The organism is Sporosarcina sp. QA0331 (assembly GCF_055808055.1).
The window spans coordinates 1-12,712 of sequence record NZ_CM147850.1 but is presented as its reverse complement, the minus strand read 5'-3'; the positions used below and the strand labels follow the sequence as shown (position 1 = coordinate 12,712).

Annotated in this window: 11 protein-coding genes, 1 pseudogene and 1 riboswitch; of the genes and pseudogenes, 4 read left to right on the top strand and 8 right to left on the bottom strand. The window is 40.9% G+C overall.

The genetic code is table 11. The features are described 5' to 3' along the window. Positions 1–21 precede the first annotated feature (21 nt). Together nadR and pnuC are read right to left on the bottom strand one after the other, a co-directional pair. Positions 22–1,083 (bottom strand): multifunctional transcriptional regulator/nicotinamide-nucleotide adenylyltransferase/ribosylnicotinamide kinase NadR, encoded by a 1,062-nt coding sequence (gene nadR / locus AC0L13_RS00060; RefSeq protein WP_473642717.1) that lies wholly within the window; start codon positions 1,081–1,083, stop codon positions 22–24. Positions 1,084–1,111: 28 nt separating this feature from the next. Next, positions 1,112–1,819 carry a nicotinamide riboside transporter PnuC gene (pnuC, locus tag AC0L13_RS00055; RefSeq protein WP_473642715.1) on the bottom strand — a complete coding sequence of 236 codons (708 nt, stop codon included), beginning with the start codon at positions 1,817–1,819 and terminating at the stop codon, positions 1,112–1,114. 386 nt (positions 1,820–2,205) lie between these two features. Between pnuC and AC0L13_RS00050 the strand changes: the two are divergent. Further along, positions 2,206–2,616 (top strand): annotated as a pseudogene (locus AC0L13_RS00050) (PAS domain-containing protein); the annotation flags it as partial. Positions 2,617–2,649: 33 nt separating this feature from the next. After that, positions 2,650–3,045 (top strand): methyl-accepting chemotaxis protein, encoded by a 396-nt coding sequence (locus AC0L13_RS00045; protein WP_473646771.1) that lies wholly within the window; start codon positions 2,650–2,652, stop codon positions 3,043–3,045. A gap of 144 nt (positions 3,046–3,189) precedes the next feature. On the opposite strand, the gene AC0L13_RS00040 is transcribed toward AC0L13_RS00045, so the two are convergent. The 6 genes from AC0L13_RS00040 to AC0L13_RS00015 all read right to left on the bottom strand — a co-directional run bounded on the left by AC0L13_RS00040 (position 3,190) and on the right by AC0L13_RS00015 (position 11,837). Continuing rightward, positions 3,190–3,870, bottom strand: coding sequence for an SGNH/GDSL hydrolase family protein (locus AC0L13_RS00040; protein ID WP_473642712.1), 681 nt, complete (start codon positions 3,868–3,870; stop codon positions 3,190–3,192). Positions 3,871–3,936: 66 nt separating this feature from the next. Continuing rightward, the gene (locus tag AC0L13_RS00035) at positions 3,937–5,334 is read right to left on the bottom strand and encodes a DUF1565 domain-containing protein (protein ID WP_473642710.1); all 1,398 of its coding nucleotides are present in this window, start codon (positions 5,332–5,334) and stop codon (positions 3,937–3,939) included. 166 nt (positions 5,335–5,500) lie between these two features. Continuing rightward, positions 5,501–6,682 carry a spr1629 family repressor/antitoxin gene (locus AC0L13_RS00030; protein WP_473642708.1) on the bottom strand — a complete coding sequence of 394 codons (1,182 nt, stop codon included), beginning with the start codon at positions 6,680–6,682 and terminating at the stop codon, positions 5,501–5,503. A gap of 22 nt (positions 6,683–6,704) precedes the next feature. After that, positions 6,705–7,469 carry a spr1630 family ClpXP-sensitive toxin gene (locus tag AC0L13_RS00025; RefSeq protein WP_473642706.1) on the bottom strand — a complete coding sequence of 255 codons (765 nt, stop codon included), beginning with the start codon at positions 7,467–7,469 and terminating at the stop codon, positions 6,705–6,707. A gap of 301 nt (positions 7,470–7,770) precedes the next feature. Continuing rightward, the gene (locus tag AC0L13_RS00020) at positions 7,771–8,880 is read right to left on the bottom strand and encodes a 5-methyltetrahydropteroyltriglutamate--homocysteine S-methyltransferase (RefSeq protein ID WP_473642704.1); all 1,110 of its coding nucleotides are present in this window, start codon (positions 8,878–8,880) and stop codon (positions 7,771–7,773) included. An 89-nt stretch (positions 8,881–8,969) separates the two neighbouring features. Further along, positions 8,970–9,069: riboswitch (SAM riboswitch) on the bottom strand. Between the two features lie 86 nt (positions 9,070–9,155). After that, the gene (locus tag AC0L13_RS00015) at positions 9,156–11,837 is read right to left on the bottom strand and encodes a DEAD/DEAH box helicase family protein (RefSeq protein WP_473642702.1); all 2,682 of its coding nucleotides are present in this window, start codon (positions 11,835–11,837) and stop codon (positions 9,156–9,158) included. A 231-nt stretch (positions 11,838–12,068) separates the two neighbouring features. Between AC0L13_RS00015 and AC0L13_RS00010 the strand changes: the two genes are divergently transcribed. Next, positions 12,069–12,227 carry a hypothetical protein gene (locus AC0L13_RS00010; protein WP_473642700.1) on the top strand — a complete coding sequence of 53 codons (159 nt, stop codon included), beginning with the start codon at positions 12,069–12,071 and terminating at the stop codon, positions 12,225–12,227. Positions 12,228–12,286: 59 nt separating this feature from the next. Then, positions 12,287–12,409 carry a hypothetical protein gene (locus AC0L13_RS00005; protein WP_473642698.1) on the top strand — a complete coding sequence of 41 codons (123 nt, stop codon included), beginning with the start codon at positions 12,287–12,289 and terminating at the stop codon, positions 12,407–12,409. The last annotated feature ends 303 nt before the right edge of the window (positions 12,410–12,712 follow it).

Here is a 12,712-nt window from a genome sequence, read left to right as displayed (position 1 = left end):
GTGCATTAAACCCCTTCTCTGTTATTTAGTAATGAGCTTTGTAATCTGTTCAATCGCCCGATCCAGCCGTTCCTCATAGTTCCCGCTAATTGTTACGTAGCTAATCCCCCGGTCATCAAACATTTTCTTCAGAATCTCATTGGTCTTTTTCCGCACTTCCGGATCATTGAATGTCCGATACCCATCCGCGACCCATTTCACATCCGGCTCCAAAAATAAGTACAAATCATAATCCTGCGCCTGAATGGCACCTTCTATGAAATCCAGCTCCTGCCCAAAGTACATTTTGGCGTAATACTGAGATACGACCGCTTCGCTGTCAATGAACAATAGCTTATTAGCCTTCTTGAGCTTTTGATATTCCATATGCTTATGACCGAATACGATTTCCTTGTAATGTTCTTCGGTTAGCAATGAACTGCCGTCTCCAATTTCCTCACTAACCGTACGGCCGTATTCCTCAACATATTCCGTGCTGAACAACTGCGAAAGATTTCGTGTCAACGTGGACTTCCCACAAGATTCAACGCCGACAATAGCGATTTTCTTCGTGAAGTACGGCTTTGCTGCTTCGGGAATCATATCCCAATTCGCAAAGACCCCCTCGTTCCGTATCTTCGTCGCACTGATTGGGAAGATCTCCCGAGCCTCGTCAATAACGATATGGATGACATCCTCCCCGTAGATACGCTTGAACCAGTAATCATATTCACTTTCCGAACTGAAAATATGAGTGATCTTCTCTGGGATTGCCTCAATCATTCTCCTGCCGCCTTCTAACCATAAATACTCCATATCCTCCGAATAAGGATCTTCCACCGCGAGCACCGTTACATTCGGCATATTTTTTGTAGAGGTCATGATCCACTGTTGCCGCCTTTTGAAATCAATATAATCCAGCCCCGCTTCCTCACACAGTTTTCTATCCCGCTCTTCGTGATAACTGACGAGCACATATAGCCTATCTACTTGTGCTGCGGCTTTCGTAATTGCATATAAATGCCCTTTGTGAAAAGGAATGAATTTCCCTCCGTAATGTCCTACTGTCATCGCTTCTTTTCTTTCAGTTCCTGCCATTTTCATCTTCTCCCTTCTCCTGTTTCCCTCTTATTTATTTCGCTTGTTGCACTTTCGACAATTTCAACCAGTTCACATAACCGTACACCGAGTTCACAAGGAACGCCGTCCACATAATGACCATGTTCCAATCGTTGCCGCCTGTCTGCACCAACGTAATCACCCATAGCGTGATCGTCAGGAGATTTACCAAAATCCATATGACCCATTGCTCTGCATACCGCTGCACCATTAAAATCTGAGCAATAACCGACAGGATGACCGCCATGCTGTCGATCCTCACTTGCTGTGCAGACAATAGTGTCAATAACTCTGCATAGACGAGCGCGCCTGCTGCAAATAAGACGATCACGACTGCCCATCCTTTTAGCGTCAGCCGCTTTACATACACGTTTTCTCCTTGCGTCGAATCTTCCTTTTTCTTGTAATGCTTCATCCACAGCCAGATCCCGATAAACTGCATCGGAAAGTAAAATATCCAGTTCAGCATCGACTCCCCGTATAGCCCGTAACTATAAGCGATATAGCCATAAGTGACCGTCTGCACAATCCCGAATAAATAGTTGGAGACCTTTCCCTTCGCCACTAACACTACGCATAGCATTCCGGATATCGAGCTAACCAAGCCTAACAACGTATCTTGAAATGCAAAATAGAGATAAACCGTAATGCCCGTGAAAACTGTCACCCATACCTTTTCAAATAGCGACCAATCCGCCAAATACCCCTTCATCTTTTCCATTAGAAATCTCCTCCTTTTACTTAGTTTTAAATTGTTACTATCTATTAAACTTAGTATACGTTTGTAACTATGTTTTGTCAATTAATATTTACTGCATGAAAAAAAGCCCACCCCGCAGCGCTTTAAAACGCGTGGGGTGAGCTTCTTAGCTTAGAAATGAAGAAACTACATCAACATTTTTTTCAAAGATGAAGAATTAATAATGTAACGGGATAACACAGGGAGTTTCGACTAACTTCACATTTATACAAATAGGACAATTTTCTTCTTTAGTCATTTCGTGATATAGTCTCATAGTCGGTATAAGATCTATGATGGAATCATCTTATGAAGATTGATGTCCAACATAACTCATTATTACTTTCACCGGTAATCTGCTAAACAGTTTGGGAGGGTCTCTATTGTCATCTACTCACATTTACTCCAGTTCCCAAGTTTTAGACGAAACCGCCGTTTTATCTGCGTTGGAATCCAATTTGGGCATGATTGAATTTGATATAAACGGGGATGTTATTTGGGCTAATGAAATTTTTGCAACTACTCTAGGCTACAAAGTAAGTGAAATGAAGAATTTGCATCATGAACATTTTTGCACAAGAGAATATAGAAACAGCAAAGACTACGCTGACCTATGGGCAAATCTCCGCCGAGGAGAGAAATTTCAAGAAAAAATTCAAAGGGTCAATAAAAGCGGAAATCCTCTTTGGCTTGAGGCTACATACATACCAATCCTAGATGAAGAAGGCAAAGTAAACGCCGTCCTTAAAATTGCAACGGATATTACAGAACGTGAGCATAAATCCGAAGAAATTGTTTCGGGGCTTAACCATATGTCAATTGAATTAGGTGACATCGTCGTTTCTCGCTCCAAGGAAAACATGGAAGCCCTTGAGGCATTGAAAGAACAAACGAGACGAATTAGTGAAATCTCAAAAACCATCCGCTATATTTCTTCCCAGACGAATCTATTAGCACTAAATGCAGCGATTGAGGCAGCTAGGGCTGGTGAACATGGGCGTGGATTTGCAGTTGTAGCTGATGAGGTTCGTAAATTAGCAACGAATACAGACGTGGCGATTAAGGACGTCAATCAAAATGCGGAAAAGATAACTAGTGAAGTATCGAAAGTTAGCGAGATCACAGAAAACCTGCAAATGACCGTTGAAGAAACTCGCGTGAAAATTAATAAGGCAATGGACAACTTCAGAGAACTAAATGCTTATTAATGAAAGATGAATGTCTCCCACTTAACGCTTCAAGTTTATAGTGGGGGATATATTTATCACACTTCTGTCAGGCATTGAAAAATGTCCGCGCTCCCCCCCAATTCGAAGAGTTTATGTTTATGTCACAATCAAGCTTTTCAACTTTCAATTGTATAAAAGATAATCGATAAGCTTTGCATATTCCTCTGCAACCAATTGAGCACCCTTGCTATTTAAGTGGATACCATCTAACGTAAAATGGAGCCCTCTCTTCTTTGAAAGTCGATCAATTCGTTTAGGATCCTTATAAAACAAGGCATCTATCACAACCCTCATGACGTTCGTGTTCAGATATTCAGAACTCGAGACTTGACCGAGATGTTTCTTGAATAGAGAATGCAGATCCAAAAACTGAACTTGCGTATAGTTGCTTGAAATAGATTGTATGGCTATGGTCAAATCCTTAATTTCATCAGTTGGTTTGCTGTTCAAATCCTCTCCTACCAATGCCGGGGAAACAATTACTACTTGTTTGGAAGTATGAAGAACAATGTGTACTACTTTTTGAAATATAACTTTAAACTCATCAAGATCCTTTGAAACCGGTTGAGCTTGAACACTCAACAACTTGGAATATACATCATTCACACCGATCCAAAGAAAAATGAGATCATAATCGGAATCAATCGGAGTTTTGATTAATCGTTCATGCAAGCTTTTCACGGTTTCACCAGGTTTGCCAAGGTTATCGAATACAATATACGGATACTGCTTCTGAAGAATTTTTGCAAAAGACACCCCCGGACGCCCTTCTGTTAAACTATCTCCAACTAACCCAACTTTCATTTTCAGTCCCCCTTTTGTAATTTGCTACAGCAATTGAAATTTACTCTTCGCGAATTATTATGAATACTATTCCATATTTTTCTTTGCAGGTGAACTTTTTTTCAGTCTGAAATCATATTTGTCTTCATCTTTAAACTTCGGATCTGCGTAAATCGATTGTGTATCACTATCTGAAGCAGAAATAAACTCTGGGAAAGAAGTGTACTCTTCCTCTTTCCAAACCCAAAAGCCGGTTTTTCCTTTCTCCTTATGAAATACATTCTTCTTTAGTTTGTTTTTATGATTTGTAGAAAAATAGTTGGCGATAAATAAACGAGAAGGCCCTGCCGTCAAAATGTTTTTTTCAATTACATTATTTTTTGTATCGTGCTGCAGTAATAGTTGACCTCCATTTAACCCCTTTGTATCGTTTCGGTAAATAACATTTTGAGAAATCGTGGAATTTATAGTGCCTCCACGCTTTTCATCATACCCGCCAATTGATATTCCAGTATAAAAATTGTCATAAATGAAATTGTTAATAATGATAATTTGATCAGCATATTTACCCCCATGTTCAGAAGCTGCTTCAATTCCGATATCACATTTATAAATAATATTCTCTTCTACGGTTATATTTTTTCCACCATCTATGTAAATCCCCCCAGCGGAGTAATCCTCTCCGTAAGCTGGATTGCCGTACGAAGATATTTCGTAAACTGTATTATTTTTCACTACACCATTTCTAACAAAATCAGCCTTTTCATCATTGGAGATACCCTCATGGCCGATTAGATCAATACCGATATTATCACTACGACGAACTAGATTACTTTCCACCTTGAAGCCGTCAATATTTCCATTAAGCACAAGAGCCTCGCTTGAACCGAGTTTCAAATTTTCCACGGTATTATTAATTACTTTTATGTCTTTCATTGGCCCTGTTCCATATATAGCGATTCCATGACCATTTCCCTCTTCCGCATGGGTTTCAATTCGCCGCACATGATTATTCTCTAATGTAATATGACTGCTAGATCCAGTTACATAAATCCCCATTACCGTTTCATCTGTCAACTTTGTCTTTACATCCTGTATCGTTAATCCATTGATCGTCACATAGTTTTTATCGTTTATCCTAACTAAGGAGGAGATGCCTCCTTGACCACCCTTTGCATTCTTTCCACTTAGAACAACTTTTTCTTTTTTGTAGGCTCTAAAAATAACTGGTTTTAATTTTGTTCCACTATGTTGAACGATAAGTTTTTCATAATATGTTCCTTTTCGGATATAAACAGTCTTTCCGGCTTCAGCTTCTGATGCTGCCTTTTCAAGTGTTCGAAACGGCTTTGATTTTGTACCATCATTTTGATCATTTCCTTTTACGGAGACGTATAGAGCATTGTCCTTTTCGGGTGTATCAGTTAAGACAAAAATCACCATTATAGCAGATACTATCAAGAGGATAATAATAATTTTCTTCATTTGATCCTCCCCTTTACAATCAATCTGACGTATAAATATATTCGAGAGAAGTCTGAAGTAGAAGTTGCCGAGTGCGAAACCCTCTTCCGTTTAAAGAAAAAAGCAACCATCCTCTGCCATTGGCTGCAGAATAGTTACTCTTCTCAAAAATGATTTTTCATTTACCCTATTTATTTAAGCTAAGTACACTCGTTGTATAAACCTTTTGTTCAGTTTGACGATATTGATCAAAGAATTCCTTCTCAATACCCGTTAATCTAGTTAAAAATTCTTGATCCACTTTTAATTCATCCATCAACGTTGACACAGTATAAATTCCTTTTTCAAAAAGTAGCTGTAGTATACTTTTTAACTTCATTGGACGCCTAATAGGAATCTTATCATCAAGCGGCTCCTGCTTTTTATAGCCTCTTTTGTTAACAGACATGAAGAAATAACGATACTGTTGATATTCCATCAGACCCAATTTGTGCACTCTCATTGCAATAGCTTGCAACGAAACCTCCCACTTCTGTTTGATATCGATATAAGAGTCCGGATTTGATACTTTTGTAATTCCTTTGCAGTCGTTTCCAAATTCCTCCGGGAGCAAAAATTCAGCGGCAAAGCTATCTGCCTCGTCTTCCAAACCTCTGTAGGACCTCCTATCTAGCATGTTAAACTCGACTTTATAGTGCAATAATAAATGACCTAATTCATGGGCCAAATCAAAGTTCCTACGGGCCGCCGACTTTTTGATAGTTCCCAATATAATATAGGGTCTGTCGTCTTCTGTCCAAACACTATAAGCATCGATTGTTTCTCCAATTTCTTTTTCAACAATGAAAGCACCTGCTTTCTCAAATAAAAAAAGAAGATTTTGGTTGGAGTTTTTTGGTAATTCAATTGTTTGGCGAGCTAGGTTAGCTATGAATTTAATTTGATTTTCTCGACCAACATCTTGGTTTTGACGTATATACTCTAGCGTTTTTTTCCGCAATTGTAATAACAAATTGGGCGGATAATTTATTTTGGATTCAATTCTTTTTATAAATTCATCTAAAAATCGAATATGCATTAATTCACTTTGCGTTTTACTCAAAGTGTTGATCGTTTCAGAACGATAGGCTATATGTTGAGGCTGTATATTTTCAAAATCAGCCTTGTCCAATAAATCAGCTCTGTAAAAATACGTAGATTTCACCCTAAAGATCAACTTCAATTTATTCACAACTTCTAATTTAGGTGATGTATATCCATTTTCATATTGCCAAATAGCCTGTTCAGATACTCCTACTTTTTCTGCCAATTGCCCCCTACTCAAGTTATTCAATATCCGGATATTGGTTAAACTTTTACCAATAAACAAGAAGGCACCTCTTTTCTTAAATTCAACTTTCTTTCTCTTCCACATCCCCAAGAACAATACCGAAAGCAGAAGCATCCAATACGCCTTCAGCAGCAATTGTTTGTGTAAGAATTGACTTTAAATCATCCTCAATTTCAAAGATGTGACTCGGCTTTTGACCAATATACGGCGTTAACTCACTTATCAAGTATGCTCGATTATCAGCAGGATTAGGCATCCACAAACGGATTTCACTAATTTGATGATCTTCTCCGATGTTATAGGTAGCGATATAAAATCTATCAAATTGGGTAGCCGTACTTTTAATATCCTCAGCTTCTAGTGGAACTGGCTGAAAGTCCTCCAATAACTCTAATTGAACGGATTGATTAACAATCTGTACGGGAAATTTTTCGAAGTTTATCCCTCTATTAATATCCATTAGATTCTTCATATAAGAAGCTTGATTTCCCCTTGTACGACCTTTTGCATCTTTACCTTTGTCCACTTCGTCAATATTAAAGTATCGTACATTTTTGACGATGAACAACACCTTTTCATTCTGATGAGAGAACTGTAAGTATTGCCAAGTTAAACCGGCTTTTGCCAAAGTACTAGAAACACCATGCTCCTCACACGACAAGGCTACATAGTGGTCGATATGATTCCCCTTAACCCATGCATAAGCACCATGAACCTTTAACTCACGGGCTTTCTGACGCCGGACATCCAAGTAGTCCCTATACCCATCGATAATCCCATCAACAATGCTTTCGTTTAATTTCTCTGGTAAACAGTATTCTCTCATTCTACATACACCCCTATACGTTTTTATGAAAGATGTCTTTGTTCATTAAACAAAATATGATTTTAATCCATTATACTTAAAGCGTTCAAATTATGAAAGAGGTATTCAGGACAACATACGGGGATTTCTAAAGTTTCACTATGACTTGGATGAACTAGTGGCAAATGAGATACTCCCACTTAGAAATAAATAATTTTCGAGGCAAGTAAAACATAGAGAGATTTATTGAAACATGCAAAAAAGCGAAGGCGCCGCAGGAGTATTCCTCAAACGGTCCCTTCGCTTATCTAGCGTTCTTTACTTAACCCCAAATTCCTTTTGATAAATCCACAATAAACTTCAATTTCTCCCACTGTTCTTCCTCTGTCAACTTATTTCCGTGATGCGTTGAAGCGAATCCGCATTGTGGGCTTAAACAAATTTGTTCGAGTGGAACAAATTTCGTCGCTTCTTCGATCCGCGATTTAACCAGCTCTTTATCTTCAAGTTTCCCACTCTTAGACGTAATTACACCCAAAACGACCTTAGCCCCGTCTTTTGGAATATATTGAAGTGGTTCGAAGCCGCCTGAGCGATGATCGTCATACTCCAGAAAAAATCCGTCCACTTTTTCTTTTGCCAAAAACTGTTCTGCAATTAGATCGTAGCTGCCTTCAAATGCCCAGTTGGATCGGTAATTTCCACGGCATAAATGAGTTGTCACAAACAGGTCTTCAGGTTTTCCTTCCAACACTCCATTGACCACACGAAGCGCTAGGTCAATTAAATACTCTCTCGAATATTCGCCATCATTAAATGGAATATCTGGCGAAGAAAGGCCGGCCATATACACATCATCCAATTGCAAATAGCGAACGCCTGCGTCATAGAATGCTTTTAGCGCGTCACGATATGCTTGGATAATATCCTTTGCATAGTCTTCAATGTCCGGGTATATATTTTCATCTCTAATCCCGATGTTGAACAATTGATTTGGACTTGGAATTGTTTGTTTTGCAACCGCACGTCCGTCAACGATTTCGTTAAACTCTATGAAGTCCTTAACATGCGGGTGATCGGGATTAAAAGAAATTTTACCGATGTTACGAATATTATAGCGTTCCGTCTCTTCATCGCCGCTAAAAATATAGCCTTGTTCCGGCACATATCCTTCAATTCCGTTTAAATGCTCAAGGAAATCCGTATGCCAAAAACGACGTCTGAACTCTCCGTCTGTCACAAGCTCCAAGCCGACTTCGATTTGTTTATCAACGATTCTCGTAATTTCAGCTGTTTCTACGTCGCGAAGCTGCTCAGCTGTAATTTCACCCTCTGCAAACAACTTTCTTGCTTCATGCAGTCTTTCCGGTCTCAATAAACTGCCTACATGGTCCGCCCTGAATGGTGCCGTTTTCGTCATTGTTTTTGTCATTGCTACTTTCCCCTTTTCTTATTATTTCTTAATAAGGAAAAAACCCTTCTTATAAATAAGAAGAGTTCAGCAATAGTCGGCGTCCACTCTTCTTATCTCCAAGCTTTCGCTACTGGAATTAGCACAGTTCTATACAAGTCTGTTGCTGAGGCTTCATAGGGCCAGTCCCTCTACCTCTCTGGATAAGAAAGTCGCTTATTAAGTTATTCACCACTCTATCTATGAATGGATTGAATGTCAAGTATATTTAGATATTTTTTAGTTTTATATATTTCTTATCGCCATCCGCTAATCCGGTCCGCTTTTTTTACAAATGCTGCGGACAAGGCATTCATTCGCGCACGAAGGAGGTTTTTTCTTCCCTCGATCGTTCGTGTATAAATAAGTTCGCAATCCCCTAGGCGCTTTTCACATTCTGCGTGGAAAAATTGGGCATATTCTTTTTTCCTAGCAATTTCATAAGGAATGGCATGGACGTCTTTTCGTTTCAGCAAGCTGCCTGTACGGCGGATGATAAGGTATCTAGGATTTTCAATCGGTGCGATGAACTCTTGCAAGGCGCCCATAAACACGTTCTTCTCATGTGTCGTCCCTTCCGTAAGCCAGCATGTATAGGCACCCATCCGGTCCGCGGTCACATGGATCATGCCTTCCGAGTAAGGCGTGTGCACGGCTTTGGCATGATGGAGTGACAAGTAGATTGCCTTTCCGATTTCTGCCATGCTGGATTCGACAGAAGGATGCTTCATGTATAATCTCACAACCTTGAGAACGGATGGAAGGCCGAATGCCATCCCTACAATCAACCCTAGCCATACCCCGCCCCCTACCGGAACGTCCCGAAAGTTCATAAAAAATCGGACCGCATCAAACATCTCCCCTACAAGTGTGAACCCGGCTATGTAGGACAAGGCTTTCAATGAATGAGGCAAATAAAAAGGCCGTGGCAAAGAACGCCTTTCAGTACTAAGTTCCTCCTCCATTTCCCGTCCTTTGTCAATGGCGCGTTGCCACCTTTCAAATAAACGATCTCGTTCCGATGCTCTCTCGTAAGTCCGTTCGTTGAGCATCTTGATTATTCGTGGCGTATAGGGTGATTCTTTAAGATTCAACCTCGACAGCCCTGTCTCAATCACGTCCTCTTTCTCACTCACCCCAACAAGTGATCGGAAACGGCGGGACAGTAACGCATAATCATGCCCCGGATCTGCCACGTCACGATCCACACATACGAGATGCCAGATGGATGAGGTCTTGCTGGGATTATTTCCGTCCACCCGGATGGCTCTTCCACGCATCTGATTCGATTGCATGAACGAGCCGACATAGGAAGCGATGATTAGTGAGTTGATACAAGGCGCATCCCATCCCTCCCCGAGCAAGGCCGCTGTTCCGATTAAGACTTGAAGGTCACCTGATGAAAACACCTCTGTCAGGACGGCAACCATCTTTTGACGATTTCCGGCTGTCAGATCGGCACGGATATACGAAGCATCATGCGCTAACGCTTTCCACTCAATCTCTATTCCGTGGCGTTTTGAAACTTCCTGCGCAAGCCTTTGTTCGCTTTTCGGCAGAATGACAAGTGAACCTGTCAGAATTCCTGCTTTCACATGAAGGCCGGCATCCCGCCGGATTTTCTCAAAGATGGGCACAACGCCAATACGCCGAAGTGGCAATTCATCACCTGAACTAGCGGGCAAATCCTCAAGATGGATGTAATCGGCCAAGATGACCATTCGCAACTTCTCTTGTAGCAGCTGTTTTTCCCATTTCACAATCTCACAAATGCCCGCCAGTTTGGAGATACTATGAGTAAGCTTCCGATTCATTTTTGCCGTGGAAAGCAGCTTGACGCTTCTTCGCTCGATTGCTCCTATTTGCGATAGCTGGAGTTTAATCCGCTTTCGCAAATTGTCTGTATCCGTCACCCTTTCATCAGAAAACAAAATTCCCGTTAACAGTTCTTCAAGCCATTCGTATGTAAACGGTGGCAGTGTATGCTCGGGCATTCCCAAAATAGACATTGCCCCTTTGCAGTGTTCACTGCCCACCTGCTTAAGGAAAATTAACATGCTTGAAAAATAGGCTGGCTGATCAAGTATTTCTTTTATGTACTCCATGGAATCTATCATCCACGGGTGATTTTCGAGCAGTTCCTGTAGATATCCATCGGCAAAAAGTTCTTGGACGAATTGATCTGCCTCTTCCCGAAAGCGAAGAATCATTTTCAGCTCTTCCCCTTCAGGAGACGAGAACTGGACATAATCCTGGTGCGGACAGAGCTCTTTCTCCTTTACCAGTTCAGGAACACTTATCTCAAGATCGATAGGCCCGCATAGTTCCACATACCGCTCCCATTCCAGAGCGGACACGTCGAATGGCGGTGTAGCCGTCAAGGCGACTACATGGATATCTTGTAGAGAATTCCGGAGAGTCATCATCGACTTCCACCAAGCCGTGCGTAAATGATGCGCTTCATCCAAAATAAGTGTGCCGAAGCCGAACTCAGCAAGACTCCGTCGGATGCCGGCTTTATCCGATTTCACAGCTTCCTGATTTGTTTCAAGTTCCTGATCGTCTCCGGCTTCCTCTTCAACATCGTCGGAATTATCGGTTTCTTGATAGGCGACATGCAGCGCCTGATAGGTCGTCACCGTAATGAAACTCGGTTGCGCAATATCCATCGATAGCCATTCCGGCTGCTTCCCTTCCAAGAATAATTCAGTGAAGCGTTCTTTCCATTGCTGTTTAATCGCAAGTGTCGGCGCGACGATCAATGTCGGTTTATCAAGACGCAGCATAACTTCCAGCCCAAGAACTGTCTTCCCTGACCCGGGAGGCGCCACGAGGTGAAGATGCCTGTTCGCCAGATGACCGTCCAATTCCCGAAGAATACGAGCCTGATACGACCGCCACTTATAACAGAACGCTATTCCTTCCGGAAATCTCTTCATCTGCCAGCCTCCTTTTTCGCTCGGTTTTTACTTGGATAAAAGATAGTATACGTAAAGTATATAGATTAAGTAAGAACTCAACCACCCAAGAAACTCCTATCGCTTTCATAGTAAAACATCGTTATCCCTCTTCTAGCAAAGTACTTCTAACCCCAATCTCAACTTCATAGCAGTCCCCTCCAGTTTGTGAGATAATTACAGAACAAACGTACTCTCTTTGGAGGTGTTCCTATGAAACCCGTCATTCTAGCTGAAAAGCCATCCCAAGCGAAAGCGTATGCAGACGCTTTTTCCGTGCGGAAGCATGAAGGATTTCTTGAGATCAATCCATGTCCAATTTTCCCTGCTGGAGCATTCATCACAAGGGGGTCGGCCATCTCGTTGAATTGAAGGAACCGCATGCGTACAACCCCGCTTGGAAACGTTGGTCGCTCGGGAGTCTGCCGATCTTGCTGGAACGATATGAGTTCCAAGTGGCGAAGGGGAAGTTCAAGCAATTTCAAGTTGTAAAGAAGTTGATTCGCGGGACGGATACGGTCATTAATGCTTGTGACTCCGACTTATCTTCATAAAATCATGTGTACATAATAAACAATCTTATCCTTATTTAAATACTACATAGATATCTCGCTATTTTTTCATTTGTACATAAATAAAAAATGCGCATAATCAGATTTAACATCTAGATTTATGTGCATTTTCAAGTTTCTTTTATCTTTAATCCCCTAAATTGTTGCCCTTTAATTTGCACGACTGCTTAACCATTTCCGGTTAGGTGCCCCAAATCTTATCCTTTATGTTTTTATTAATTGTACAAGTATTTATATAAGTAGATTTAACAAAATCAAAATCGAAAAGTTCCAATACTTTCAAAC

Coding starts and splice junctions, on each gene's coding strand:
- nadR (WP_473642717.1), bottom strand. CDS start 1,083: ATGAAAATGGCAGGAACTGAAAGAAAAGAAGCGATGACAGTAGGACAT.
- pnuC (WP_473642715.1), bottom strand. CDS start 1,819: ATGGAAAAGATGAAGGGGTATTTGGCGGATTGGTCGCTATTTGAAAAG.
- AC0L13_RS00045 (WP_473646771.1), top strand. CDS start 2,650: ATGTCAATTGAATTAGGTGACATCGTCGTTTCTCGCTCCAAGGAAAAC.
- AC0L13_RS00040 (WP_473642712.1), bottom strand. CDS start 3,870: ATGAAAGTTGGGTTAGTTGGAGATAGTTTAACAGAAGGGCGTCCGGGG.
- AC0L13_RS00035 (WP_473642710.1), bottom strand. CDS start 5,334: ATGAAGAAAATTATTATTATCCTCTTGATAGTATCTGCTATAATGGTG.
- AC0L13_RS00025 (WP_473642706.1), bottom strand. CDS start 7,469: ATGAGAGAATACTGTTTACCAGAGAAATTAAACGAAAGCATTGTTGAT.
- AC0L13_RS00020 (WP_473642704.1), bottom strand. CDS start 8,880: ATGACAAAAACAATGACGAAAACGGCACCATTCAGGGCGGACCATGTA.
- AC0L13_RS00015 (WP_473642702.1), bottom strand. CDS start 11,837: ATGAAGAGATTTCCGGAAGGAATAGCGTTCTGTTATAAGTGGCGGTCG.
- AC0L13_RS00010 (WP_473642700.1), top strand. CDS start 12,069: ATGAAACCCGTCATTCTAGCTGAAAAGCCATCCCAAGCGAAAGCGTAT.